Annotated in this window: 28 protein-coding genes; 1 reads left to right on the top strand and 27 read right to left on the bottom strand. The window is 71.6% G+C overall.

Annotated features, from left to right (window positions below; translation table 11 throughout):
- Positions 1-114 precede the first annotated feature (114 nt).
- The 9 genes from ACZ7H1_RS01880 to rpsB form a co-directional block, all read right to left on the bottom strand.
- The gene (locus ACZ7H1_RS01880) at positions 115-1,152 is read right to left on the bottom strand and encodes an ABC transporter ATP-binding protein (protein ID WP_470782864.1); all 1,038 of its coding nucleotides are present in this window, start codon (positions 1,150-1,152) and stop codon (positions 115-117) included.
- Positions 1,152-2,765 carry an ABC transporter permease gene (locus ACZ7H1_RS01885; protein ID WP_470782866.1) on the bottom strand — a complete coding sequence of 538 codons (1,614 nt, stop codon included), beginning with the start codon at positions 2,763-2,765 and terminating at the stop codon, positions 1,152-1,154. The genes ACZ7H1_RS01880 and ACZ7H1_RS01885 overlap by 1 nt, the downstream gene beginning before the upstream one ends.
- Before the next feature lie 80 nt (positions 2,766-2,845).
- Entirely contained in the window at positions 2,846-3,949 is a 1,104-nt protein-coding gene (locus ACZ7H1_RS01890; RefSeq protein WP_470782868.1) for a thiamine ABC transporter substrate-binding protein, read from the bottom strand.
- A 241-nt stretch (positions 3,950-4,190) separates the two neighbouring features.
- Positions 4,191-5,306, bottom strand: coding sequence for a dual-specificity RNA methyltransferase RlmN (rlmN, locus tag ACZ7H1_RS01895; RefSeq protein WP_470782869.1), 1,116 nt, complete (start codon positions 5,304-5,306; stop codon positions 4,191-4,193).
- Between the two features lie 195 nt (positions 5,307-5,501).
- Complete coding sequence (locus ACZ7H1_RS01900; RefSeq protein WP_470782870.1) at positions 5,502-6,614, bottom strand: phosphatidate cytidylyltransferase; 1,113 nt, start codon at positions 6,612-6,614, stop codon at positions 5,502-5,504.
- Positions 6,614-7,171: a ribosome recycling factor gene (gene frr / locus ACZ7H1_RS01905; RefSeq protein WP_470783159.1), complete on the bottom strand. Its 558-nt coding sequence runs from the start codon at positions 7,169-7,171 to the stop codon at positions 6,614-6,616. The genes ACZ7H1_RS01900 and frr overlap by 1 nt, the downstream gene beginning before the upstream one ends.
- 58 nt (positions 7,172-7,229) lie before the next feature.
- Positions 7,230-8,009 (bottom strand): UMP kinase, encoded by a 780-nt coding sequence (gene pyrH, locus ACZ7H1_RS01910; RefSeq protein ID WP_470782872.1) that lies wholly within the window; start codon positions 8,007-8,009, stop codon positions 7,230-7,232.
- A gap of 162 nt (positions 8,010-8,171) precedes the next feature.
- A complete protein-coding gene (gene tsf / locus ACZ7H1_RS01915; RefSeq protein WP_470782874.1) occupies positions 8,172-9,005 on the bottom strand; it encodes a translation elongation factor Ts in 834 nt (277 codons plus the stop codon).
- A 133-nt stretch (positions 9,006-9,138) separates the two neighbouring features.
- A complete protein-coding gene (gene rpsB / locus ACZ7H1_RS01920) occupies positions 9,139-10,047 on the bottom strand; it encodes a 30S ribosomal protein S2 (RefSeq protein WP_470782876.1) in 909 nt (302 codons plus the stop codon).
- 269 nt (positions 10,048-10,316) lie between these two features.
- Here rpsB and ACZ7H1_RS01925 point away from each other — a divergent pair, with 269 nt between their 5' ends.
- Complete coding sequence (locus tag ACZ7H1_RS01925; RefSeq protein ID WP_470782878.1) at positions 10,317-10,790, top strand: peptidoglycan DD-metalloendopeptidase family protein; 474 nt, start codon at positions 10,317-10,319, stop codon at positions 10,788-10,790.
- A gap of 17 nt (positions 10,791-10,807) precedes the next feature.
- On the opposite strand, the gene ACZ7H1_RS01930 is transcribed toward ACZ7H1_RS01925, so the two are convergent.
- From ACZ7H1_RS01930 to proS, 18 genes are all read right to left on the bottom strand, one after another.
- Positions 10,808-11,347, bottom strand: a complete 540-nt coding sequence (locus tag ACZ7H1_RS01930; RefSeq protein ID WP_470783160.1) for a TetR/AcrR family transcriptional regulator — start codon at positions 11,345-11,347, stop codon at positions 10,808-10,810.
- A gap of 70 nt (positions 11,348-11,417) precedes the next feature.
- Positions 11,418-12,251, bottom strand: coding sequence for an RNA polymerase sigma factor WhiG (gene whiG, locus ACZ7H1_RS01935; protein WP_470782880.1), 834 nt, complete (start codon positions 12,249-12,251; stop codon positions 11,418-11,420).
- Positions 12,252-12,502: 251 nt separating this feature from the next.
- Positions 12,503-13,684 (bottom strand): DNA-processing protein DprA, encoded by a 1,182-nt coding sequence (dprA, locus tag ACZ7H1_RS01940; protein WP_470782882.1) that lies wholly within the window; start codon positions 13,682-13,684, stop codon positions 12,503-12,505.
- Positions 13,681-15,297: a YifB family Mg chelatase-like AAA ATPase gene (locus ACZ7H1_RS01945; RefSeq protein WP_470782883.1), complete on the bottom strand. Its 1,617-nt coding sequence runs from the start codon at positions 15,295-15,297 to the stop codon at positions 13,681-13,683. The genes dprA and ACZ7H1_RS01945 overlap by 4 nt, the downstream gene beginning before the upstream one ends.
- Position 15,298: 1 nt before the next feature.
- Positions 15,299-15,682, bottom strand: coding sequence for a YraN family protein (locus tag ACZ7H1_RS01950; protein WP_470782885.1), 384 nt, complete (start codon positions 15,680-15,682; stop codon positions 15,299-15,301).
- Positions 15,683-15,764: 82 nt separating this feature from the next.
- The gene (locus ACZ7H1_RS01955) at positions 15,765-16,073 is read right to left on the bottom strand and encodes a DUF2469 domain-containing protein (protein ID WP_003965949.1); all 309 of its coding nucleotides are present in this window, start codon (positions 16,071-16,073) and stop codon (positions 15,765-15,767) included.
- Positions 16,074-16,128: 55 nt separating this feature from the next.
- A complete protein-coding gene (locus ACZ7H1_RS01960; protein WP_470782887.1) occupies positions 16,129-16,644 on the bottom strand; it encodes an NUDIX hydrolase in 516 nt (171 codons plus the stop codon).
- A complete protein-coding gene (gene lepB, locus ACZ7H1_RS01965; protein ID WP_470782889.1) occupies positions 16,634-17,422 on the bottom strand; it encodes a signal peptidase I in 789 nt (262 codons plus the stop codon). Before lepB (ACZ7H1_RS01965) ends, ACZ7H1_RS01960 begins: the two co-directional genes overlap by 11 nt.
- A 65-nt stretch (positions 17,423-17,487) precedes the next feature.
- Positions 17,488-18,387, bottom strand: a complete 900-nt coding sequence (gene lepB, locus ACZ7H1_RS01970; RefSeq protein WP_470783162.1) for a signal peptidase I — start codon at positions 18,385-18,387, stop codon at positions 17,488-17,490.
- A 191-nt stretch (positions 18,388-18,578) separates the two neighbouring features.
- Complete coding sequence (gene lepB, locus ACZ7H1_RS01975) at positions 18,579-19,406, bottom strand: signal peptidase I (RefSeq protein ID WP_470782890.1); 828 nt, start codon at positions 19,404-19,406, stop codon at positions 18,579-18,581.
- On the bottom strand, positions 19,399-20,178 hold the full coding sequence (lepB, locus tag ACZ7H1_RS01980) for a signal peptidase I (protein ID WP_470782891.1): 780 nt from the start codon (positions 20,176-20,178) through the stop codon (positions 19,399-19,401). The genes lepB (ACZ7H1_RS01975) and lepB (ACZ7H1_RS01980) overlap by 8 nt, the downstream gene beginning before the upstream one ends.
- Before the next feature lie 43 nt (positions 20,179-20,221).
- Positions 20,222-20,572, bottom strand: a complete 351-nt coding sequence (gene rplS / locus ACZ7H1_RS01985) for a 50S ribosomal protein L19 (protein WP_470782893.1) — start codon at positions 20,570-20,572, stop codon at positions 20,222-20,224.
- 133 nt (positions 20,573-20,705) lie between these two features.
- Positions 20,706-21,527, bottom strand: coding sequence for a tRNA (guanosine(37)-N1)-methyltransferase TrmD (gene trmD / locus ACZ7H1_RS01990; RefSeq protein ID WP_470782895.1), 822 nt, complete (start codon positions 21,525-21,527; stop codon positions 20,706-20,708).
- On the bottom strand, positions 21,527-22,078 hold the full coding sequence (rimM, locus tag ACZ7H1_RS01995) for a ribosome maturation factor RimM (RefSeq protein ID WP_470782897.1): 552 nt from the start codon (positions 22,076-22,078) through the stop codon (positions 21,527-21,529). The genes trmD and rimM overlap by 1 nt, the downstream gene beginning before the upstream one ends.
- An 81-nt stretch (positions 22,079-22,159) precedes the next feature.
- Positions 22,160-22,399 (bottom strand): RNA-binding protein, encoded by a 240-nt coding sequence (locus ACZ7H1_RS02000; RefSeq protein ID WP_030011889.1) that lies wholly within the window; start codon positions 22,397-22,399, stop codon positions 22,160-22,162.
- A gap of 2 nt (positions 22,400-22,401) precedes the next feature.
- Positions 22,402-22,839 carry a 30S ribosomal protein S16 gene (gene rpsP, locus ACZ7H1_RS02005; protein WP_150207121.1) on the bottom strand — a complete coding sequence of 146 codons (438 nt, stop codon included), beginning with the start codon at positions 22,837-22,839 and terminating at the stop codon, positions 22,402-22,404.
- A 157-nt stretch (positions 22,840-22,996) separates the two neighbouring features.
- The gene (locus ACZ7H1_RS02010; protein WP_470782898.1) at positions 22,997-23,596 is read right to left on the bottom strand and encodes a hypothetical protein; all 600 of its coding nucleotides are present in this window, start codon (positions 23,594-23,596) and stop codon (positions 22,997-22,999) included.
- A gap of 197 nt (positions 23,597-23,793) precedes the next feature.
- Positions 23,794-25,206 (bottom strand): proline--tRNA ligase, encoded by a 1,413-nt coding sequence (gene proS / locus ACZ7H1_RS02015; RefSeq protein ID WP_470782900.1) that lies wholly within the window; start codon positions 25,204-25,206, stop codon positions 23,794-23,796.
- Positions 25,207-25,234: the final 28 nt, after the last annotated feature.

The following is a 25,234-nucleotide window of genomic DNA, read 5'->3' on the forward strand; positions in this document are numbered from 1 at the left end:
CGCGACCTCCCCCCCCCCCTCCCCCAAAGGGGGGGGCGAGGGGGGTGGGGGGGGGGGGGTGGGGGGGGGGGGGGGCCCCCCCCCCCCCCCCCCCCCCCCCGCCCCGCGTGCTCCTCAGGCCTCCGGCAGGACGACGACCTCGGAGGCCGTGAAGGCGGCGGTCACCCGCTCCCCCGCCTCCGGTGCCTCGCGCAGCTCGCACTCCGCCTCCAGCACCGGTCCGCCGTCGGGCCGCAGCCGCAGCGCCACGTGCGTCCCGCGGAAGGTTCGGGCCTCCACCACGCAGCCGAGGCCCTCCCCCGCGGGTACGAGCCGGACGCCGGCGGGCCGCACCAGCAGCCGGCACTCCCCGTCCGGCGTCCCCTCCGGCACCGGGATCCGGCCCCAGGGCGTGTCCGCGGCGGCCCCGGCCACCGTGCCCGGGACGACGTTGTCGAAGCCGAGGAAGCGGGCCACGAACTCCGATGCGGGCCGCTGCCACACCTCCAGCGGGGTACCCGCATGGGCGATCCGGCCGTCCCGCATCACCACCACCCGGTCGGCGAGCGCGAAGGCCTCGCCCTGGTCGTGCGTGACCGCGAGCACCGTCGTCCCCAGGTGGCCGAACAGCCCGCGCAGCTCCACCACGAGCCGCTCCCGCAGCCCCCGGTCCAGCTGGCCTAGCGGCTCGTCGAGCATCAGCAGCCGCGGCCGCGGGGCCAGCGCCCTGGCCAGGGCCACGCGCTGCTGCTCACCGCCGGACAGCGAGGAGACCGCCCGCCGCTGCGCCCCCGGCAGCCCGACCAGTTCCAGCAGCTCGGCGACCCGGCGCTGCTGCTCGGCCCGGCCGACCCCGCGCATCCGCAGCCCGAAGGCGACGTTGCCGCCCACGTCCTGCTGCGGGAAGAGCTGGTGGTCCTGGAACATCAGGCCCACCCCGCGCCGGTGCACGGGCACCGGCGACTGGTCCGCGCCGTCCAGCAGCACCCGGCCCGCCGCCACCGGCTGGAGCCCGGCCACCACCCGCAGCAGCGTGGACTTCCCGCTGCCGCTGGGCCCGAGCACGCACACGGTCTCGTGCTCGGCGACCGACAGGTCGACGGAGTCGACGACGGCCCGGTCGCCGAACCGCACCGTCGCCCCCTCGATCTCCAGCAGGGGCTGCAGCGTCATCAGAACTCTCCGGAGGTTCGGTCGGGTCGCAGGCGCTCCAGCGCCAGCAGCGACACCGCGCACACCAGCATGAGGATGGTGCTCAGGGCCATCGCCTGCCCGTAGTTGAGCTCGCCGGCCCGCCCCAGCAGCCGCGCCACGGCCACCGGCAGGGTCGGATGGTCGGGCCGCGCGATGAACACCGTCGCGCCGAACTCGCCCAGCGAGACGGCGAACGCGAACCCGGCCGCGACCAGCAGCGCCCGCCGTACCAGCGGCAGGTCGACCTCGCGCCACACCCGCAGCGGCGAGGCTCCGAGCACCGCCGCGGCCTCCCGCAGCCGCCCGTCGACCGCGCGCAGGACCGGCAGCATCGTCCGCACCACGAACGGCACCCCCACCAGCGCCTGCGCCAGCGGCACCAGGATCCACGAGGTCCGCAGGTCCAGTGGCGGCTCGTCGAGGGTGATCAGGAAGCCGAAGCCGACGGTCACGGCCGACACCCCGAGCGGCAGCATCAGCAGCGCGTCGAAGCCGCGTACCAGCCGCCCGCCACGCCGGGTCAGCGCCGCGGCCGCGAGCCCGCCGATCAGCAGCGCGATGCCGGTCGCGGCCAGCGCGTACTGGAGGGAGTTCCGGATGGCCTCGAGGGGCGGTACGACGAAGGTGCCGGTGGCGTCGGGGTCCTGGAGGGCCCGGTAGAAGCCGAGGCCGTAGCCGCCGGAGGTGTCGAAGGACCGCTCGACGAGAACACCCAGCGGCAGCAGGATCAGCAGCACGATGCTCAGCAGTACGGCCCCCAGGAGCGCCCGCTGCGCCGGCCCGTGCAGCCGGTGCGCGGTCCGCGCGGGATCGACGAGCCTCAGCGTGCTCTCGCGCCGCCGCACCGTCCACGCGTGCACGCCGAGGATCATCCCGACGGCCGCGAACTGCACCAGCGTCAGGACGGCCGCGGTCGGCAGGTCCAGGAGCTGCGCGGTCTGCCGGTAGACCTCCACCTCCAGGGTGGAGTACGCCGGTCCGCCGAGGATCTGCACGACGCCGAAGGAGCTGAACGTGAAGAGGAAGACCATCAGGGCGGCCGCGGCCACCGCGGGCCCGAGCGCGGGCAGCGTCACCCGCCGGAACGCGCCGAACCGGCCCGCCCCCAGCACCCGGGCGGCCTCCTCCTGGCGCGGGTCGAGCTGCGCCCAGAGCCCGCCGACGGTCCGTACGACCACCGCGTAGTTGAAGAAGACGTGCGCCAGCAGGATCGCCCAGACCGTGGTGTCGAGCCTGACGTCCCACAGCTCGTCGAGCAGTCCGCCGCGCCCGACCAGCGCCAGGAAGGCGGTGCCGACCACCACGGTCGGCAGCACGAACGGCACGGTCACCACCGCCCGCAGCAGCTGCTTGCCGGGGAACTCGAAGCGGGCGAAGACATAGGCACCGGGCAGCGCGATCAGCAGGGTGAGCACGGTCGACGCCAGCGCCTGCCAGGTGGTGAACCAGAGCACTTCGGCGATGTCCGGGCGGGCCAGCACCTCGCCGAACCGCCCGAACTGCCAGCCCTCGTCGGTCTTGAACCCGCGGCCGACGATCGCGGCCACGGGGTAGGCGAAGAAGATCCCGAAGAACACGAGCGGGACGGCCATCAGACCCAGCCTGACGGCCGCGGCCCGCCCCGCCCCCGGATTCTCTCTGCTCCCCGGGGGCCTGCGCCTCTTCGTGCCTGCTACTTCAGGACGAGCGAGGTCCATGCCTTGACCCACTGCTCACGGTTCGCGGCGATCCGGTCCGGAGTCACGTTCTCGGGCTTGTCGATCACGACGCCGTGCTTCGTGAAGAGCTCGGGCAGCTTCGCGTCCTTGAGCACCGGGTTCACGAACATGTTCAGCGGCATGTCCTCCTGGAACTTCTTGCTCACCAGGAAGTCCAGCAGCGCCTTGCCGCCGGCCTCGTTCCTGGCGCCCTTGAGCAGCCCCGCGAACTCGGTCTGGCGGAAGCAGGTGCCGGTGGAGACGCCCGTCGGGGCCTCCTTCGGCTGCGGCTCGGCGTACAGCACCTCGACCGGCGGGCTGGAGGCGTAGGAGACGACCAGCGGCCGGTCCCCCTTGGCCTTCTTGCCGCCCGCGGAGCCGGAGAAGCGGTCGTTGTACGCCTGCTCCCAGCCGTCGACTACCTCGACGCCGTTCGCCTTCAGCTTGCCCCAGTACTCCTCCCAGCCCTTCTCGCCGTACTTGCCGACGGTGGCGAGGAGGAAGCCGAGGCCGGGCGACGAGGTCGCGGCGTTCTCGACGACCAGCAGGTCCTTGTACGCGGGCTCGGCCAGGTCGTCCAGCGTCTGCGGCGGGGCGAGCTTCTTGTCCGCGAAGTACTTCTTGTCGTAGTTGACGCAGATGTCGCCGGAGTCGATCGGCGTGACCCGGTGCTGCGCCTTGTCGAGCTGGTAGTGCTCGGGGATCCCGGCCAGGCCCTTGGCCTCGTACGGGGTGAAGATGCCGTTGTCGAGCGCGCGCGAGAGCAGGGTGTTGTCGACGCCGAAGAAGACGTCGCCGCGCGGGGAGCCCTTGGTCAGGATCTCCTGGTTGAGCGCGGCGCCCGCGTCCCCGCTCTTGAGGACCTTGACGGTGTAGCCGGTCTCCTTCTCGAACTCCTTCAGGACCGCCGGGGTGGCGTTGAAGGAGTCGTGGCTGACCAGCCTGACTTCCTTGATCTTCGCGGCGGGGCTCGAAGCGTCGCCCTTGTCCTTGCCGTCGCTGCCGCCGCAGGCGGCGAGCGTGCTGACGCCGAGGGCCGCGGCGAGCGCGGCGCCCGCCATTCTCTTGGTGGTGCTCACGGAAACATTCCTCCTGGAGTGACCAGGAGAAGACGCGGCCCCGCACCGGCGCTCTGTCGAGCGGACGCCGGGCAGGGCGCAACAGCTTGAGGTGTGATGACCGAACTTCCTACCCGGAATGACCCGGGCGAGGTTCAGAGGGTCTGCGGACTGACGGCTCCGCACTCTCAGCGCTGTGGCGCTCCCCTGTCGGAATATGCAATTGGTTCGGGCCCAGGGTACCCCGGGCCCGAACCGGCACTCAGCGCTCGGAGGCGGCCAGCTGGCCGCAGGCTCCGTCGATCTCCTGACCACGGGTGTCCCGCACGGTCACCGGCACCCCGTGGGCGGCGATGGCCTGCACGAACGCCCGCTCGTCCTCGGGACGGGAGGCGGTCCACTTGGAACCCGGCGTCGGGTTCAGCGGGATGAGGTTGACGTGGACCCGCTTGCCCTTGAGCAGGCGGCCCAGCAGGTCGCCGCGCCAGGCCTGGTCGTTGATGTCGCGGATCAGCGCGTACTCGATGGAGATGCGGCGGCCGGACTTCTCGGCGTACTCCCAGGCGGCGTCGAGGACCTCGCGGACCTTCCAGCGCGTGTTCACGGGCACGAGGGTGTCGCGCAGCTCGTCGTCCGGAGCGTGCAGTGATACCGCGAGGCGGCACTTGAAGCCCTCGTCGGCGAAGCGCAGCATGGCCGGGACCAGGCCGACGGTCGAGACCGTGATGCCGCGCTGGGACAGGCCGAGGCCGTCGGGCTCGGGGTCGGTGAGGCGGCGGATCGCTCCGACGACGCGCTTGTAGTTGGCGAGCGGCTCGCCCATGCCCATGAAGACGATGTTCGACAGCCGGGCCGGCCCGCCGGGGACCTCGCCGTCGCGCAGGGCGCGCATGCCGTCGACGATCTGGTGGACGATCTCGGCCGTGGACAGATTGCGGTCGAGGCCCGCCTGGCCGGTGGCGCAGAAGGGGCAGTTCATACCGCAGCCGGCCTGCGAGGAGATGCACATGGTGACCCGGTCCGGGTAGCGCATCAGCACGGACTCGACGAGCGTGCCGTCGTGCAGCTTCCACAGGGTCTTGCGGGTGGTGTCCTCGTCGCAGCTGATGTGCCGGATCACGGACATCAGGTCCGGGAGCAGCTCCTCGCGGAGCTTCTCGCGGGAGGCGGCGGGGATGTCGGTCCACTCGGCCGGGTCGTGCGCGTACCGGGCGAAGTAGTGCTGCGAGAGCTGCTTGGCACGGAAGGGCTTCTCGCCGATCGCGGCGACGGCCTCACGGCGCTCGGCGGGCGAGAGGTCGGCCAGGTGGCGCGGCGGCTTCTTGGCGCCGCGGGGCGCGACGAAGGTCAGCTCGCCCGGTGCGGGACGGGGGGCCATGGAAGGTACTCCTCGGTACGGCGAGGCCTGGGCGCGCCTCCGCGGAGCGGAGCGGACGGATGGCTCGACCGGAGCCGGGAGACCTCATGGGGTCCGTCCGCGCGGTCGCGGGACGGAAAAGGCGCGCCACTCGAAAGTGGCGCGCCCTTCAGGATACAGTGCCCGGTTTGCGGCTCCGCCGGACGCGGATCCTGCTCAGCCCGTGCCGACGAAGAGCGCCAGCAGCAGCCACACCACCGGAGCGGTGGGCAGCAGCGAGTCCAGCCGGTCCATGATGCCGCCGTGGCCCGGCAGCAGCGTGCCCATGTCCTTGATGCCCAGGTCCCTCTTGATCATCGATTCGCCCAGGTCGCCGAGGGTGGCGCTGACCGCGACCGCGAGGCCCAGCAGCAGGCCCTGCCACCAGGAGCCGCCGTCGATGAGGTACTCCATGCACAGCGCGCCGGCGCCCATGGCGAACGCGACAGCGCCGAGCAGGCCCTCGCGGGTCTTCCCGGGGCTGATGCGCGGCGCGAGCTTGTGCTTGCCGAAGCGCCAGCCGACGGCGTAGGCCCCGGTATCGCTGACCACCGTGAGCACCAGGAAGGTGACCACGCGCTGCGGACCGTCGTCGGCCGTGAGCAGCATCGCCACGAAGGTGGCCAGGAACGGCACGTAGAACGCCGCGAAGACACCCGCCGTGACGTCCTTCAGGTAGCCCTCGGGAGGGTCGGTCATCCGCCAGACGAGCACCGCCAGCGCGGTGAGCGCCATGGCGACCCAGGCGCCCTCGGCACCGCGTACGTATCCGGCGACGACCATCGCCGCGCCGCCGATCGCGAGCGGGACGAGCGGCGCCTTGATCTCCTTGCGCTCGGCCAGCCGGGAGGTCAGCTCCCAGAGGCCGACGACCACCGCGACGACGATGACGCCGACGAAGACCGCCTTCACGATGAACAGCGAGGCGAAGATGACCGCGCCGAGGCCGACGCCGACCCCTATGGCGGCACGCAGATCCCGCCCCGCACGCTTCTTCTGCGGCGGCTGCGAGGCCTGGGGGGCCGGCGAAGGGGGCGGCGTGGGCATGGGCTCCTGCAGCGGCGTCTCGTCGCGGAACAGGGGGGCGCTCGGCTGAGCAACCCCCCGGTCGCGTGCTTCCGGGTCTCCGAAGCGGTCGGGCACGATGGGCATGGGCCGAGTGTGCGGGCCCGCCAGCGCATCGTATGCGGGACCCGCCGGAACCGTCTCCGGGACAGGCCCCAGGTCGGACGGCTGCCGGCCGCCGGAGAATCCGGCGCCCGGCGAGGCCACCCAGGGAGAGTCGTTCATCAGACCTCGAGGAGCTCGGCTTCCTTGTGCTTGAGCAGCTCGTCGACCTGCGCGACGTACTTCGCGGTGGTGTCGTCGAGCTCCTTCTCCGCGCGGCGCACCTCGTCCTCGCCGGACTCCTTGTCCTTGACGAGCTTGTCGAGGGCGTCCTTGGCCTTGCGGCGCACGGAGCGGATGGAGACCTTCGAGTCCTCGGCCTTGGTGCGCGCGACCTTGATGTAGTCGCGGCGGCGCTCCTCGGTGAGCTCGGGGAAGGTCACCCGGATGATACGGCCGTCGTTGCTGGGGTTGACGCCCAGGTCGGAGTCCCGGATGGCCTGCTCGATGTTGCGCAGCGCGCTCGAGTCGAACGGGGTGACCACGGCCATGCGCGGCTCGGGCACCGAGAAGGACGCGAGCTGGTTGATGGGCGTGATGGCACCGTAGTAGTCCGCCACGATCTTGTTGAACATCGCCGGGTGCGCACGGCCGGTGCGGATCGCGGCGAAGTCCTCCTTGGCGACCACGACGGCCTTCTCCATCTTCTCCTCGGCCTCGAGGAGGATTTCTTCGATCACCACGTGCTCCTGCATGTCTTGAGTGGATGGTTCGGGCGGGGGCGGGGGGCCCGGAGACTCAGGCCCGGGTGCCCTGGTCGCTCACCAGCGTGCCGATCTTCTCACCCTTGACGGCGCGGGCGATATTGCCCTCCGCCAGGAGCTCGAACACGAGGATCGGCAGCTTGTTGTCACGGCACAGCGTGATGGCGGTGGCGTCGGCGACCTTGAGGTCGCGGGAGAGCACCTCGCCGTACTCGAGCGCGTCGAACTTCACCGCGTCCGGGTTGGTCTTGGGGTCGGAGTCGTAGACCCCGTCCACGCCGTTCTTGCCCATGAGAAGCGCCTCGGCGTCGATCTCCAGGGCGCGCTGGGCGGCGGTGGTGTCGGTGGAGAAGTACGGCATGCCCATGCCGGCGCCGAAGATGACGACGCGGCCCTTCTCCAGGTGCCGTACGGCACGCAGGGGGATGTACGGCTCCGCGACCTGGCCCATCGTGATGGCGGTCTGGACGCGGGAGTCGATGCCCTCCTTCTCCAGGAAGTCCTGGAGGGCAAGGCAGTTCATGACCGTGCCGAGCATGCCCATGTAGTCGGACCGGGCACGGTCCATGCCGCGCTGCTGCAGCTCGGCGCCGCGGAAGAAGTTGCCGCCGCCGATGACGACGGCGATCTCGGCGCCGTCGCGGACGACGGCCGCGATCTCGCGCGCGATGGCGTGCACGACGTCGGGGTCGACACCCAGTCCGCCGCCGCCGGAGAAGGCCTCGCCCGACAGCTTCAGCATGAAGCGGCGGCCCTTCTTGTCGTGGTCGCTCTGGTCTTCGGAAGCGGTGTGGGGGTCCACGCCCTGATTCATGGAGATCTCCTCGTGCACATACGAAGAAGGCCATTGCCGGTGGGTCCTTGCGGTTCCCTCTACGGCAATGGCCTCCTCGTCAGATCTGCGGTCGTCCTGCGCGAACGCGGGCGACTGCTTCAGACCCTACCGGGGTCCGGTGTCCGTCGCGTACGGACGGACTCAGATGCCGACCTTGATGCGGGTGAAACGCTTCAGGGTGACACCGGCCTCGTCCAGGATCTGCTGGACGGACTTCTTGTTGTCCAGCGCGTACGGCTGGCCGAGCAGCGTGGCGTCCTTGAAGAAGCCGTTGAGGCGACCCTCGACGATCTTCGGCAGGGCGGCCTCGGGCTTGCCCTCGGCGCGGGTGGTCTCCTCGGCGACGCGGCGCTCGGACTCGACGACGTCGGCCGGCACGTCCTCCTTGGAGAGGTACTTCGGCGCGAACGCGGCGATGTGCTGCGCGATGCCGCGGGCGACGTCGCTGTCCTTGTCGAGCTCGACGAGAACACCGATCTGCGGGGGCAGGTCGGGCATCGTGCGGTGCATGTACGCGGTGACGAAGCCGTCGGCGTACTGCGCGAAGCGGTCCAGGACGATCTTCTCGCCCAGGTTGGCGTTGGCCTCGTCCACGAACGCCTGGACGGTCTTGCCGGCCTCGATCTCCGAGGCCAGCAGGGCCTCGATGTCGGCCGGGGAGGTCGCGGCGACGTGCGCGGCGATGGTGTTGGCGACGGCCTGGAACTTGTCACCCTTGGCGACGAAGTCCGTCTCGCACTTCAGCTCGACGAGGACACCGGAGGTCTTGTCGTCGGCGAGGACGGAGACGACGGCACCGTTCTCGGCAGAACGGCCCTCGCGCTTGGCGACGCCCTTCTGGCCCTTGATGCGGAGCGCCTCGACGGCCTTGTCGACGTTGCCGTCGGCCTCGTCGAGGGCCTTCTTGCAGTCCATCATGCCGGCGCCGGTGAGCTCGCGGAGCTTCTTGACGTCAGCGGCGGTGTAGTTCGCCATGAGTCTGTGATTCTCTCTCGAAGTCGTAGATCTACGGGTGAACGGCGGGGGCCGGCGCTTGTGGCACCGTCCCCCGTCGTCATCGTCCGTGCTGTGAGTGCCCTGAGCGTGAACTCGGGGCGCTCTCAGTGGGTCAGGCCTGCTCGGCGTCCGCGGCCGGGGCCTCGGCGGCGGGGGCCTCGGCGGCGGGGGCCTCGGCAGCAGCCGGAGCCTCGGCAGCGGCGGCGTCGGCGGCCGGAGCCTCGACGGCGTCGTCAGCCTTCTTCTCGCCCTCGAGCAGGTCGCGCTCCCACTCGGCGAGCGGCTCGCCGATGACCTTGTCGCCCGGCTTCGAGTCACCGGCGGCAACGCCGGAACGGGCGATGAGGCCCTCGGCGACGGCGTCGGCGATCACGCGGGTGAGCAGGGTGACGGAGCGGATCGCGTCGTCGTTGCCCGGGATCTTGTAGTCGACCTCGTCGGGGTCGCAGTTGGTGTCGAGGATCGCGACGACCGGGATGTGGAGCTTGCGCGCCTCACCGACGGCGATGTGCTCCTTCTTGGTGTCGACGATCCAGACGGCGCTGGGCACCTTCTGCATCTCGCGGATACCACCGAGGGTCTTCTCCAGCTTGGCCTTCTCGCGCGAGAGGACCAGGAGCTCCTTCTTGGTGAGACCGGAGGCGGCCACGTCCTCGAAGTCGATCTGCTCGAGCTCCTTGAGGCGCTGCAGACGCTTGTAGACGGTGGAGAAGTTGGTGAGCATGCCGCCCAGCCAGCGCTGGTTCACGTAGGGCATGCCGACGCGGGTCGCCTGCTCGGCGATCGCTTCCTGCGCCTGCTTCTTGGTGCCGACGAACATGATGGAGCCGCCGTGCGCGACGGTCTCCTTGACGAACTCGTAGGCGCGGTCGATGTACGACAGCGACTGGAGCAGGTCGATGATGTAGATGCCGTTGCGCTCGGTGAAGATGAAGCGCTTCATCTTCGGGTTCCAGCGACGGGTCTGGTGACCGAAGTGGACGCCGCTTTCCAGCAGCTCCCGCATCGTGACGACGGCCATGGCCGTACTCCTTGAGGTGCTCGGTTATCGCGACTGCCGGACGGCTGCCGCGCCTGACGCCCCGACGCGCCGTGCCACGAGGGACCGAGGAGCGCGGCCACCTGCCCTTGCGGGCCGGGTGGCGGGGCGTGCGAAGTCGACCCGGTGACCCGGATCGCCACAAGAAGTGTACGGGACCCGTGCCCGTGCCGGGTGACGTGCCTGTCCACAGCGGCCCCGCCGTCCACAGGCCGGCCCGCCGGACCGGCCCGTCGCGGCAGCGTGGGGCCATGACCGCACTCGCCCTCGCCCTGCTGTTCACGCTGCTGCCGCCGCCCGCGCACTCCGCGGCGGCCCGCCCGCTGCCCGCCCCGCTGCGGGTGCTGCGGTGGTGGCAGCCGCCGCCCACTCCGTACGCCGCCGGACACCGCGGGGTGGACCTCGCGGCGCCGGTCGGCGCGGAGGTGCGGGCCGTCGGCCCCGGGCGGGTGCATTACGCCGGACAGGTGGCGGGGCGCGGCGTGCTGTCCCTCACCCTCCCGGGCGGGCTGCGCACGACGTACGAGCCGGTGCGGCCGCTGGTCGGGGAGGGCGAGCAGGTCACCGCGGGCCGGCCGGTGGCGGTCCTCACCTCGGGCGCCCACTGCCCGCAGTCCTGCCTGCACTGGGGCCTCCTCGCGGGCGAGACGTACCTGAACCCGCTGACCCTGCTCCCCCGGCCCGAGCCGCGGCTGCTGCCGCTGCCGCTGCCGCTGCTGCCCTGAGAGCCTGCCGCCGCGGGTCAGCCGCCGACGCCCCGCAGGGCCATCGCGACGGCGGCGTCGGCGACCTCGGCGGGGTCCTCGGCCGCACCGAGCTCGATCCGGCGGACCGCGGCGTCGACGATGCCCTGGAGCAGCATGGCCGCGAGCCGGGGCTGCCGGTGCCCGAGGGCGCCCAGCGCCTCCACGATCATGGCGATGAGGCCGCCGTGCGCCGCCCGGATCTTCTCCCGGGCCCCCGCATCCAGCTCGCCGGCCGAGATCGCGACCACGGCCCGGTGCCGCCGGTCGCCGACCAGGGACAGCTGGCTGCGCACGTAGGCCTCGATCTTGGCCTCGGGGGCCTCCTGGGCCTCCATCGCGGCCTCGATCTCCGCCGCCCACACCGGGAAGTCCACGGCGCACAGCTCTTCCACCACCGCGGCGCGCGAACGGAAGTACTCGTAGACGGAGGAGCGGGCCAGCCCGGTCCGCTCGGCGAGGGCGGGGAACGTCAGCGCGTCCGTCCCCCCCTCGGACAGGAGGGAACGCGCGGCATCAAGCAGGGCGCCGCGCTGCATCGTCCGGTGCTCGGCCACGGAGGCCGCTCGAATCCTGGGCACCCTTCCACTTTACGGACGGACGGCGCCCTCACCGGCCCACATCGGCCAGCTTCGCCCTCAGCTGGAGCACCGACTTGGTGTGGATCTGGCTCACCCGGCTCTCGGTCACGCCCAGGACGTTCCCGATCTCGGCCAGTGTGAGGCCTTCGTAGTAGTAGAGGGTCACCACCGTCTTCTCCCGCTCGGGCAGCGTGTTGATGGCGCGCGCGAGCAGCCGGCGCAGCTCCCGGTCCTCCGCCACGGCCACGGGGTTGTCCGCGGCGGTGTCCTCCAGGGTGTCCATCAGGCTGAGCCGGTCGCCCTCGCCGCCGACGTGCAGCAGCTCCTCCAGGGCGACGACGTTCGCCAGCGACAACTGACTGAATACCGCGTGCAGTTCCTCCAGGCCGATCCCCATCTCCGAGGCGACCTCGCCCTCGGTGGGCGTGCGCCTCAGCTGCGCCTCCAGCGTCGCGTAGGCACGCTCCACGGCCCGCGCCTTCTGCCGCACCGACCGCGGGATCCAGTCCAGCGCGCGCAGCTCGTCGATCATCGCGCCCCGGATCCGCGTGATCGCATACGTCTCGAACTTGATCGAGCGCTCGATGTCGAACTTCTCGATGGCGTCGATGAGCCCGAACACCCCGGAGGAGACGAAGTCCGCCTGCTCGACGTTGGGCGGCAGCCCCACGCTCACCCGCCCCGCCACGTACTTCACCAGCGGCGAATAGTGCAGGATCAGCTGCTCCCGCAGACGCTCGTCGCCGGTGTCCTTGTACGACCGCCAGAGCTCGTCCAGGGACGAGGGTGCGGTGGGCCGCACGCTGCCGCGGGCAGCAGGGGGCACCGCAGCGCGGTCAGACCCGGAGGTGTGCTGGGGCATGCGTCGCCTTGAGCCGTTCTGCTGTGGTCTGGCTGATCTGAGCGGGAGGCCGGGGCCGGTTCGGAATCCTTGCGAGCGTAGCGTGACTGGACTGTCGCGGTGCGCGAAGAGTACGGGATCGCGAGGGGGCGCACGGGCTCCCGGTGACGCGCGGGCGGTCCGGGTCCGGCACCGGGTGCGCAGCTCCGGAGGGTGAGACCGGGAAGACGGCGTATCTCATCGGCTTCACCCTTTCACCGGAACGCCCCAGGTCAAGTACCGCCTCGCCGGACGGAGCCGGTTTGTCTGCCGGGGTCATCCCGCCGAGTGGTCAACTGCCAGGCGTCGCCTTGCCGTTCGACGAACCCCAGAGAGTGAAGTTCGTACAGTCTGCCGATGACTTCATCGGTGTCCGAGGCGGCGGCGAGCGCGACCTCCGCGGCGTCGGCGGCGCGCCCAGCCGGGAGCGCCTCCAGCACCCGCGCGGTGCGCGGGTCGAGCAGGTCGCGCGCACACAGCGGCCCGCGCCGCGGTTGTGCCAGTTCCCCCATCTCCCCGATCAGCTCGATCACTTCCTCGGCGTCCGTGACCAGCACCCCCTCGCCCCGCAGCAGTTCGTGCACGCCTGCCGAGAGTCCGCTGGTCGCGGGCCCCGGCACGCCCATGGTGTGCCGTCCCAGCCGCTGCGCTCCGCGGGCCGTGACCAGGGAGCCGCTGCGGTACGCGGCCTCGACGACCACGGTCCCCCGGGTCAGGGCGGCGATCACGCGGTTGCGCTGGATGAACCGGCTGGGCGTCGGATGGCTGCCGGGCGGCAGCTCCCCGATGAGCAGGCCCTGTTCCGCGATCCGCCCCAGCAGTCCGGCGTGCCCGCGCGGATAGCTGGTGTCGACTCCGCAGGCCAGCACCGCGGCGGTCGCCCCGCCCGCGGCCAGCACTCCGCGGTGCGCGGCGCCGTCGATGCCGTACGCCGCTCCCGAGACCACCACCCAGCCGCGCTCGGCGAGCCCGGCGGCCAGCGTGGCCGCCATGTGCGCCCCGTACGGAGTACAGGCCCGCGCTCCGACCACGGCGACCGAGCGCAGGGCCCACATCCGCAGGGACGGCCGGCCCCGCACCCACAGGCCCAACGGCCGGGCGTCGCCCAGGTCGTCCAGCTGGCCGGGCCAGTCCGGTTCGCCGGGGCACACGAAGCGCGCGCCGGTTTCCTCGGCCGCCGCCAGATCGGCGGCGGGGTCTGCGGCCGCGGCCCGTCTGCGGTATCCGGCGATCCGGTCGGGAGCCGCTCCGGCCAGCGTGCCCTCCTCGAAGCCCGGCGCCGTCAGCAGCCGCAGCAGGGGGACTGCCCCGAACTCCCTCAGCCAGCGGCCTCCGTGCTCGTCGCCCGGCTCCAGCACCCGCGTGAGCGCGGCCCGCGCGAACCTCTCCTCCTGTGTGGGCACGGTCCCGCTCATGCCGCACCTGCCGTCAGGAGCTGCGCTCCGCGGGCGATGCCCGTGCGCAGTTCGAGGGCGACGGCCACGTCCAGGGCCTCGGGCCGGTCCCGTCCGCCGAGGTCGGCGACGGTCCAGGCGACCCTGAGCACCCGGTCCAGTCCGCGTGCCGTGAGCAGCCCGCGCTCCATGTCACGCTCCGCCTGGGCCAGCGCCCCCGGGGCGGCCTGCCAGCGCGTGCGCAGCTCGTGTCCGGGCACTTCGGCGTTGATGGACCAGGGAGTGTCGGCGAGCCGGGCCGCGGCCCGCGCCCTGGCCTCCCGGACGCGGCCGGCGACGGCGGCGCTGGACTCGCCCCGGCCGCCCTGGCCGAGCAGATCGGAGCGGGTGACCGGTTCGGCCTCGACCCTGAGGTCCACCCGGTCCAACAGGGGCCCGGAGAGCCTGGCCTGGTAGCGCCGGATCACCGAGGCCGGACATTCGCAGCCGGATCCGTGCAACGTGTGCCGCCCGCACGGGCAGGGGTTGGCGGCGAGGACCAGCAGGAAGCGGGCGGGCAGCCGGACCACGCCGGCCGCCCTCGCGATGACCACCTGCCCGGATTCGAGCGGCTGGCGCAGGGCGTCGAGGGTGCGGCCGCTGAACTCCGGCGCCTCGTCCAGGAAAAGCACTCCGCGGTGGGCGAGGGAGACGGCGCCCGGCCTCGGCAGGCCGTTCCCCCCGCCGACGAGCGACTGCATCGTCGCCGAGTGGTGCGGAGCGCAGTAGGGCGGTGCGCTCACCAGCGGTTCGCCGGGCGGCAGGATCCCGGCGACGGAGTGCACCGCGGTCACTTCCAGGGACTCCTGCCGGGTGAGCCGCGGGAGGATCCCGGGCAGCCGCTCGGCCAGCATCGTCTTCCCGGCGCCGGGCGGGCCCGAAAGGAAGAGGTGGTGGCCGCCGGCCGCGGCGACCTCCAGGGCCCGCCGGGCGGACCGCTGCCCGGCGACGTCCGCGAGGTCGGGCGGTTCCCCGGATCCGCCGGAGAGCCCGCTGCCCGCGCCGGCGCCCGGCACCATCAGTCCCGCGAGCATGGCGTCGGGCCGTCCCGGGTGGTCGGGCGCTTCCTCCGCCGGCACCTCACCGTCGGTCAGCACGGCGATCAGCTGGCGCAGGCTGCGCACCCCCAGGACCGAGACCTCGGGGACGAGCGCGGCCTCGGCGGCGGACTGCGCGGGAACCACCACCTGCCGGTACCCCGCCTCGGCGGCGGCGAGCACGGCGGGCAGGATCCCGCGGACCGGCCGCACCCGGCCGTCCAGTCCCAGTTCCCCGATGAGCACCAGGTCGGCGATCTCCCCGGGGTCGATCCGCTCGGCCGCCCCCAGCACGGCGGCGGCGACGGCCAGGTCGAATCCGCTCCCGGACTTGGGCACGGAGGCCGGACTGAGCCCCACGGTGAGCTTCTTCTGCGGCCATTCGGCGCCGGAGTTCACCACGGCCGCCCTGACCCGGTCCCTGCTCTCGACCAGGGTCTTGTCCGGCAGCCCGACCAGGGTGAAGGCCGCGACGCCCGGTTCCAGGTCGGCCTGGACCTCCACGACGACGCCCTCCACACCGACCAGCGCCACGGAGCACGCACGGGCGAAGCCCATCTCAGGCCACCCCCCTGGCGTGCTCGACCACCGGCGCGCCTCGGCGCGGCAGCACCACGCCGACGAGGTCGATCCGCACCCCGCCCGGCGGGGGTCCGCCGTGGTCCGCGAGCCAGCGGCCCGCCAGCCTTCGGAGCCGCTCGGCCTTGCCCGCCCGCAGCGCGGCCATCGGGTGCTCGAAGAGACCCGCCCGGCGGGTCTTGACCTCGCACACCACCAGCGCGTCACCGTCCCGCGCGAGGATGTCGATCTCCCCGCTCCGGCAGCGCCAGTTCCGCGCGATCACCGTCATCCCGGCCTCGGCCAGCCGCCGCGCGGCCAGCTCCTCGCCGTACCGCCCCAGCGCCTGCCGGGCCGTGTCCGCCGCAACGCCCTGTGCGTCCATCGGTACCACCTCCGGTACCGAAGATCCCGCACCCGCAGCCGACTAGTGGATCTTGGTGGACAACTCAGGCGTTGTGGATATCTCAGCCACCCGGAAGCTCGAGGTCGCTCTTGTTGAGCTCCTCGATGTTCACGTCTTTGAAGGTCAGCACACGGACCTGCTTGACGAAGCGGGCCGGCCGGTACATGTCCCAGACCCAGGCATCGGCCATCGAGACCTCGAAGAACACCTCGCCCTGCACCGAGTGCACCTGCATCTCGTAGTCGTTGGTGAGGTAGAAACGGCGTTCCGTCTCGATCACGTACTTGAACAGCCCGACGACGTCGCGGTACTCGCGATAGAGCTTCAGCTCCATCTCGGTCTCGTACTTCTCGAGGTCCTCGGCGCTCATGGCATGTTCCCCTTCAGCCGTGCGTCCCCCTATTGTGCGCCAGGCCGGTACGCCCCTAAACGATTTCCGGGGCCAAGACCACCGGCGCACCCGGAGGACCCTCGTCGAGCAGCGTGCGGAGCAGCTCGCCGAGTCTGGTCGGGTACACCGTCTCACGGGCCGCGGACAGTTCCTCGGAGGTCCACCACCTGGCCCCGGTCACGCTGCGCCGCTCCAGCTCCGTGAGCCCCGCCGGCGCCGTCTCGGTCTGCTCCGTACGGGCCAGGAAGTACCACTCGTCCTGCTCCCAGCGGCGCCCGTCGAAGGGGAAGGAGCAGTACCGGCGCCACAGCACCGGTCCCAGCTCGACGTCCGTGATCCCGGTCTCCTCCGCCAGCTCCCGCAGCGCGGCCTGCTCCCGGGTCTCCGCGCCCTCCAGGCCGCCGCCCGGGGTGAACCACCAGTCGTGGGCGGGGTCCGCCGGCTCGAAGCCGTGCAGCAGCAGGATCCGGTCCCGGGGGTCCAGCAGGACGACCCGGGACACCTTGCGCACCCCGGGCGGTCCCGCAGCGGGCGCCGGGTCAGCCGACACGGGCCTGCTCCCGCGGCCCCCCGCCCGGCACTCCGCCGGCGGGGCGGCGGCGCCGGCCGGCGAGCTTCGCCAGCGGTCCGTACGCGGCCCCTGCCAGCACCAGCAGGGCGCCTGCCACCACGGCGGTCAGCTGCATCTTGAGCGGCCCTGCAGCGGAGATGCCGCCGGGCAGCGCCGCGAAGGCCTTCGGCCGCTCCACCATCGCCGGCGAGGGCCAGGCGACCGCGTCCACACGGGCGGTGACCGCCGACCGGGACACGGATCCTTGTCCGGCCTCGGCGATGTGCGACCGGGAGTCCAGCGAGGCGCCCCGCTGGTCACCCAGCAGGAAGAGCTTGCCCTCGGGGACCGTGACCTCGAAGGGGGTGTCGGAGGCCTTCTCCTTGAAGAGCCCGAGGTAGGGCTCGTCGACCGGGGTGCCGTTGACCGTCAGCCGGCCGCCCTCGCCGCAGCAGGAGACAGTGTCGCCGCCGACGCCGACCACGCGCTTGACCATCGGTGCGTTGCTCCACACCGCATCAGTAAAGACGACGACGTCGCCGCGGCGCACCTCGGAGCCGTCGATGCGCTGCGCCAGCAGCCGGTCGCCCGGCTTCACGGTCGGCACCATCGAGTCGCTGGGGATGGTGTACGGCTGGTACACCAGCGCGCCCCACACGAACCCGCCGAGGAAGAGCGCAAAACCGACGGCCACGGCAATCCCCGACAGCACGCTGCCGAGTCTGCCGTGGCCGTCGCCACCGCGTCGTTGTCCTGCGGTACTGCCCGTTCCGCCCATCCCAGCGCCCCCACACTCCGGAGTCGTGACCTGGGACGGCACCCTACCCGGCAGTACGCTCCGGGTCAGCCCTCGCTGCGGGTCACCCTGCGGCGGCGCCACAGCACCAGCGGCAGCGCGCCCACCAGGCCCGCGCCCACCGGCGCCGCGCCCAGCGCCGCCGCGGCGGCCTTGTTGATGCCCGGCTGGTCGAAGGTGTCCGGGACCGGCAGGGTCGCCCAGCGGGTCACCGGCCATGCGATCACCACGGCCCGGCCGACGACCTTGTCCACCGGCACGAAGCCCTTGGTCGCGTCGTCCATGTGCCAGCGGGAGTCGTACGAGTTCTGGCGGTGGTCGCCCATCACCCAGATCTTGTCGTCGGGCACCTTGAACGGGCCGAACGGCTTGTCGTCGCAGGCGGTGTTCCCGGGGAAGATGTACGGCTCCACGAGGGCCTTGCCGTTGACCTTGACCGGCCCGCCCTTGCTGCACTCGACCGTGTCCCCGCCGACCGCGATGACCCGCTTGATCAGGTCCTTCTCCTCGGCCGAAGGCATCAGGCCGATGAAGCTCAGGAACTTCTGCACGGCGTTGGGGTCCGGGGTCGGTTCGCCCTCCAGCCAGTTGTTCGGGTCGTGGAAGACGACGACCTCGCCGCGCTCGGGCTCGGACCCGAACCACGGCGTGAGCTTGTCCACCAGGACCCGGTCGCCGCGCTGCAGGGTGTTCTGCATCGAGTCGGACGGGATCGAGAACGCCTGTACGAGGAACGTCTTGATCAGCAGGGCGAGGATCAGCGCGATGCCGATGAGGAGGGGCAGTTCCTTCCAGAAGGAACGCTGCCTGGGCGCGGCGCCGTCCTGCTCGCCGCTGTCCTCGTCCCCGGCCTCACCGGATCCGCCGGGCCGGTCGGCCTCGCTGTCCACAGCAACCTCCGGCCGCTCTTCGGGTTCCTCGCGTCCGGACCGTGCGCCGACCGCCACATCCCCCACGTCCACTCCTCACTCCGTCTGCCGCCCGCGTCCGGAAAGACACGGACCCTCCACTCCCCTAACGAGCGGGAGTTCCGCAGGGGTCGGGGGCCGGACCGTTCCACGGAAGAACCGGGCGCTCCGGCGATCCCGAAGAATCGAAAGAGCCCGGAGATCCGGGAGTTCGTGTCCAAGAGCACAGACTATGCGACGGCCCGGGCCCTACGGCGCCCCCGGCGCGCTGGTTCCGGTACGGAGCGGAAGGTGACCGGCTCCTCCAGCTTCCGCCAGTGGCCGAAGGGCCAGGCGATCACGACGGCCCGCCCGACGACGCCTTCCTCGGAGATCGTTCCCTGGTGGGGCTCGTCCAGGTGGAAGCGCGAGTCGGCGGAGTTCGCCCGGTGGTCGCCCATCACGAACAGGCGTCCCGCGGGCACCTTCACGTCGAACCTGATGTCGGAGGGTGAGTTCCCCGGGTTCACGTACGGCTCGTCGAGCGCGGCGCCGTTGACCGTGACCTTGCCGCGCTCGTCGCAGCAGACCACCCGGTCCCCGCCGACGCCGACGACCCTCTTGATCAGGTCTTGTTCGTCGGCCGAGGGCAGCAGGCCGATGAAGGTGAGGACCTGCTTGACCTGCTTGACGCCCACGGGGTCCGGCTCCACCCGCCGGGTCTCGTCCTTGAGCCAGCCGCCGGGGTCCTTGAACACCACGACGTCCCCGCGCTCCGGCCTGGTGCCGAACCACGGCGTCAGCTTGTCGACCAGCACCCGGTCGCCGATCCGGATGGTCTGCTCCATCGACCCGGAGGGGATGACGAACGCCTGCACCAGGAAGGTCTTGAGCAGCAGGGCTATGAGGAGGGCCACCACGACCAGCAGCGGCAGCTCGCCCGCCCGCCGGGTACGCCGCCGCCGCTTGACCCGCCGGGCCAGCCTGCGCCGCTCCGCACGCCCCAGGGTCGGGGTGGCCGCCTCCGCGTCCGCCCGCAGGCGCGCCGCGGCTCCGCGGGGCCGGCCCCGGCTACCCATGGCCCCCGCCGGGTCTCGCCGCGGCGGCCGGGCCGCCGTAAGCCTCCACGGCGTCGATCGCGCGCCACCGGGAGAACGGCCAGCCGATCCAGTCGACCCGCCCGATCACCTTCTCCACCGGCACCATCCCGCCTCCCGGGCTCCCGAGGCGGTCCCGGGAGTCGCGCGACTGCGACCGGTGGTCGCCCATCACCCACAGGGTCCCCAGCGGCACCACGGTCCGGAAGGGCACCTTCGACGGCGCGTCCCCGGGGTACAGGTATGCCTCGTCCACCGGGACGCCGTTCACACGCATCCGGCCCCGTGCGTCGCAGCACACCACGTCGTCGCCGCCGACCGCGACGACGCGTTTCACGAAGTCCGTGTCGGCCGGCTCCGCGAGGCCGACCGCCGCGGCCGCGCCGTGGAGCAGGTCCCCCACGGGGTTGCCCTCCGGTGCCTCGTCCAGGAAGGACCCGGCGCCGTCGAAGACGACCACGTCGCCGCGTGCAGGAGCACCGCCGAAACGGTACGCCAGCTTGTTCACGAGCACCCGGTCCCCGATGCGCAGGGTCGGCTCCATCGAGCGGCTCGGGATCAGGAAGGGCTGTACGACGAAGCTGCTCAGGAGCAGCAGGAACACCGCGCAGACCGCGCCCAGCAGACCGGCCCGCCGCCACGGGGAGCGCGGCAGCAGGGACGTACCGGGCCGGAAACGCGCGAAGCGCGACCGCGCCTCCCCGTTTCCGGAGGAAGAGCGGCCGCGCTGCGTGAGTCGTGCTTCGGTGTCCATCGGGGGGAGCCTATCCGGCCACCCCCGGGACCCGGAGACGCGATCAGTTGTCGCGCTTCTCCTTGATCTTCGCGGCCTTGCCGCGGAGCTCACGGAGGTAGTACAGCTTCGCGCGACGCACGTCACCGCGGGTGACGAGCTCGATCTTCTCGAAGATCGGGGAGTTCACCGGGAAGGTGCGCTCCACGCCGATGCTGAAGGAGACCTTGCGGACGGTGAAGGTCTCGGAGACGCCAGAGCCCTGGCGACGGATGACAACGCCCTTGAACTGCTGGATACGGGAGCGGTTGCCCTCGATCACTCGGACGTGCACGTTGACGGTGTCACCGGGGCGGAAGGCCGGGACGTCCGAACGCAGGGAGGCGGCGTTGACGCCATCCAGGAGAGAAGACATGTTCTTCGTCTGCTTTCTTCGCACGACGCCACAGGTCGCCGATGCGGGTTTCCGTAGAGAATTCGGGAGCCGCACCACCCGGTGGACGACGGTCCCCCTGTGGCAGGGGCGTCCTCGGGCGTACAGCAGCCGCCTATTCTTCCACGGCCTCCGGCCTGCGCCAAAATCGGCCGTCCGGAGCCGGGGACCAGCCCAGCAGGCTCAGCATCTCGCGGTCCTTCTTGTCGAAGGCCGACGCCGGCGTGCGCTCCAGCAGGTCCGGGCGGTTGCGGGCGGTACGGGTGAACGCCTCGTCCCGCCGCCAGCGGGCGATCTTCCCGTGGTGGCCGCTCAGCAGCACGTCGGGGATCCCGCGCCCGCGCCACTGCGGCGGCTTGGTGTACACGGGCCCTTCGAGGAGGTTGGCCATCTCTCCGGGGGCGAAGGAGTCGTCGCGGTGGGACTCGGCGTTGCCCAGCACCCCGGGCAGCAGCCGGGCCACGGCCTCGGTGACCACCAGGACCGCGGCCTCGCCGCCGGCCAGGACGTAGTCGCCGATGGAGACCTCGTAGACGGGCATGCGGGTGGCGTACTCGTCGATGACGCGACGGTCGATGCCCTCGTAGCGCGCGGGCGTGAAGACCAGCCAGGGCCGCTCGGAGAGCTCGACGGCGAGCTCCTGGGTGAAGGGCCGGCCGCTGGGCGTGGGCACGACGAGCACGGGGCCGTGCGCCCCGGTCTCGTAGCCGTCGGCCAGGGCGTCGTCGAGGCAGTCCCCCCACGGCTCGGTCTTCATGACCATGCCGGGGCCGCCGCCGTACGGGGTGTCGTCGACGGTGTTGTGCCGGTCGTACGTCCAGTCCCGCAGGTCGTGGACGTGGACGTCGAGCTGGCCGCGCGCCCGCGCCTTGCCGACGAGCGAGACGTTCAGCGGTTCCAGGTACTCGGGGAAGATCGTGACGACGTCGAGCCGCATCAGGCTTCGGCCTCGGCGTCACGCGCGGACACGACCTCCGCACGGTCGTCGATCAGCCCCGGGGGCGGGTCGATGACGGCGCGCTGCTGCTCCAGGTCGATCTCGGTCACGATCTCCTCGACGAAGGGGATCATCACCTCGGAGCCGTCCGGGCGCTCGACGATGAACAGGTCCTGCGAGGGCAGGTGCGAGATCTCGGTGATCCGGCCGATCTCGGTGCCGTCGGCGAGGACCACGTCGAGGTCCATCAGCTGGTGGTCGTAGTACTCGTCCGGCTCCTCGGGGAGCTCCGCGGGGTCCACGTCGGCGATCAGCAGGGTGTTGCGCAGCGCCTCGGCGGCGGTGCGGTCCTTGACGCCCGCGAAGCGCAGCAGGAGACGGCCGCTGTGGACGCGCCCGGTCTCGATGGTCAGCGGTCCGACCGAGGCGGGTTCGGTGTGGAGGACGGCACCGGGCCCGAGCCGCAGCTCCGGCTCGTCGGTCCGTACCTCGACGGTGACCTCGCCCTTGATCCCGTGGGCGCGGCCGATCCGCGCGACTACCAGCTGCACGCTCTTCTCTCCTGTTCAGACGACGACGGGCCGGGGCGGGCCTCAAGAGCCCTCCCCGGCCCGTGCCGGTGATTCAACTTCTCAGCGGACCTGGTCCACGTCGACGAGGTCGACGCGGATCCCGCGGCCGCCGATGGCGCCCACGACGGTACGCAGGGCACGCGCGGTGCGGCCGTTGCGGCCGATCACCTTGCCGAGGTCGTCGGGGTGAACCCGGACCTCGAGCACCTGCCCGCGGCGCAGGTTGCGCGAGGCGACCTGCACTTCGTCCGGGTTGTCCACAATGCCCTTTACGAGGTGCTCAAGAGCCTCCTCGAGCATGCTCAGGCCTCGGTCGACTCGGCGGCGGCCTCAGCCTCGTCCGCCTTCTTGTCGGCCTTCTTCGCCTTCTGCGTGATGGCCTCGCCCTTGGCGTCGCCACCCTCGAGGGCCTTGGCGAACTCGTCGAAGGAACGACGCTTGTCTTCCTTCGTCGCCGGCTGGAGCAGCGGCGCGGGGGCCGGGAGACCCTTGTGGGCCTGCCAGTCACCGGTCAGCTTCAGGATGGCGAGCACAGCCTCGGTGGGCTGGGCGCCGACCGACAGCCAGTACTGCGCGCGCTCGCCGTTGACCTCGATGCGCGACGGGTTGTACGTCGGGTGGTAGATACCGATCTCCTCGATCGCGCGACCATCCCGGCGGGTGCGGGCGTCGGCGACGACGATGCGGTAGTGCGGCTGGCGAATCTTGCCGAGGCGCTTGAGCTTGATCTTGACTGCCACTGGAGTGGTGTCTCCTGAACTTGACGTGGTTGGGCACATGAGATGCCACGTGGGGTTGCGGTACTCGGGTGCCCGATGGACGCGTCAGCCGGAGGAGAGAGGGGTCCTATGCGACTGTCGAGTACAGCTAGCCATTGTGCCACATGCCTGCGCCGCGTCAGGACGCGGCCGCGGTGACCGCCACCTCCGGGATGCGGAACGGCTTCATACAGCCGCCGCACACGATCGGGGCCTGCGCCAGCACCGAGGGGACCACGCGGACGTTGCGCCCGCAGTCGCAGACCGCCTTGACCCGCACGCCCCCGCCCGAGGAGCCGTGCCGGGCGGCCGGTCCGCGGAAGGTGCGCTTGGTGTCGGCGGCCGTCGCGACCGTGTGCGCCTTGAGGGCGCGCTGCAGGCGCTCCATGGTCGGGCGATAGCGCCGCTTGGCCTCGGGGTTGAGCGTCACCAGGGAGAATCCGCTGCTCGCGTGCGGCTCCTCGGAGTGGTCCAGGCCCATCTCCTCGGCGATCGCAAGGAATCTGCGGTTGTGGTAGCGGCCCGCCCGGGACGTGTCGCGGACTCCGCGGGCGGCGGCGATTCCGTGGACTGCCTCGTGGAGCAGTCGTTCGAAGGAGAGCTCCGCGCCACACGCGGACGAAGACTCCCCGATCAATGACTCGGGTGCGGCAAGGTCCGGCAGCTCGGGGTGGTACCGCTGAATATCGGCCCACGCCTGCGCCAGCTCTGCGGCGAGTACAGGTGGTGTCGTGCTCACGTCGTGACAACGAGCCGAGGTGCCCCGGTGTTCCGATTCCGGGCCATTCCAAATTTTTTGCACGTACCAGTCAGTTCACACTCATGCATCCCGACGAGGGCGGGTGCGCATATCTCCGGAGGAGTCGGTACGTACAGGAGATCCCCCGGACTCCGTCCGGGGGATCACTCCCGTCACTTCAGCGTGCGGTCGTCACGTCAGTACGAGCGCGCCACAATGGCGATCGTGCCGGGGGCGTCGTCCGAGACGGGAACCGAGCCGTCCTCGGCGACCAGGCACCGCACGGTCACGGCCTGCTCCCCGAGCTTGGCCTCGCCCTCCGGGCCCAGCACGTCCCACGGGATCCGCGCCCAGCCGCCGGCGGCCGCGGCCTCGGCGGCCTCCTCGATCGTCGACACGTCGCTGGTGCGCGACTCGCGCCGCTCGCGGGACTCGCGCAGCAGCTGCGCCTGGTCCTCGTCCAGGACCTTGGGCAGCAGGTCGGCGAGCGCGTCGATCTGCACCGGGGTCTTGCCGCCCGGGATCCGGCGGGCCAGCATCGCGGTCCCGGCCTCCAGGTCGCGGGGGCCGATCTCGATGCGGACCGGTACGCCCTTGAGCTCCCAGTCCACGGCCCGGCGGCCGAAGGGGGTGTCGACGCGGTCGTCGATCTGCACCCGGATGCCGGCGGCCTTCAACTGGGCACCGAGCTCGCGGACCTTCGCCACGGCCTCGTCGCCCTTGATGGCCATCACGACGACCTGGACGTGCGCCAGCCGCGGCGGCACCCGCAGGCCGTTGTCGTCGCCGTGCGACATGATCAGACCGCCGACCATGCGGGTCGAAACGCCCCACGAGGTCTGCCAGACGAGCTCCTGCTTGCCTTCCTTCGACAGGTACTGCGTGTTGAAGGCCTTGGCGAAGTTGGTGCCGAGCTCGTGGCTCGTGCCGAGCTGCAGGGCCTTGCCGTCGCCCATCATGCCCTCGAGGGTGAGGGTGTTGATGGCGCCGGCGAAGCGCTCCTTGGGCGTCTTGCGGCCGAGCACGACGTCGATGCCGAGGACGTTGGTCATGAAGTCGCCGTACACGTTCCGGTGGATGTGCGCGGCGTAGTCGCGGGCGTCCTCGTAGGTGGCGTGGGCGGTGTGGCCCTCCTGCCAGAGGAACTCGCTCGTACGGAGGAAGACGCGCGGACGCATCTCCCAGCGGACGACGTTCGCCCACTGGTTGATCAGCAGGGGCAGGTCGCGGTAGCTCTGCACCCACTTGGAGAAGTAGTCGTTGATGATCGTCTCGGACGTGGGCCGGACCACGACGGGCTCTTCGAGCTCCTTGCCGCCGCCGTGCGTGACGACCGCCAGCTCGGGGGCGAAGCCCTCGACGTGCTCGGCTTCCCTCGTCAGGTACGACTGCGGAATGAACAGCGGGAAGTACGCGTTCTGGGCGCCCGCATCCTTGATGCGCGCGTCCATCTCCTGCTGCATCCGCTCCCACAGGCCGTAGCCGTACGGTCGGATGACCATCGTGCCGCGCACCGGGCCGTTGTCGGCCAGCTCGGCCTTGTTGATCAGATCCTGGTACCAGCGGGGGAAGTCCTCCGCCTGGGGGGTGAGAACGGGAGCCTTTGCCATGGCGCGAATGGTACGGCGCCCGGCACGC

The organism is Streptomyces sp. NPDC037401, assembly GCF_055602345.1.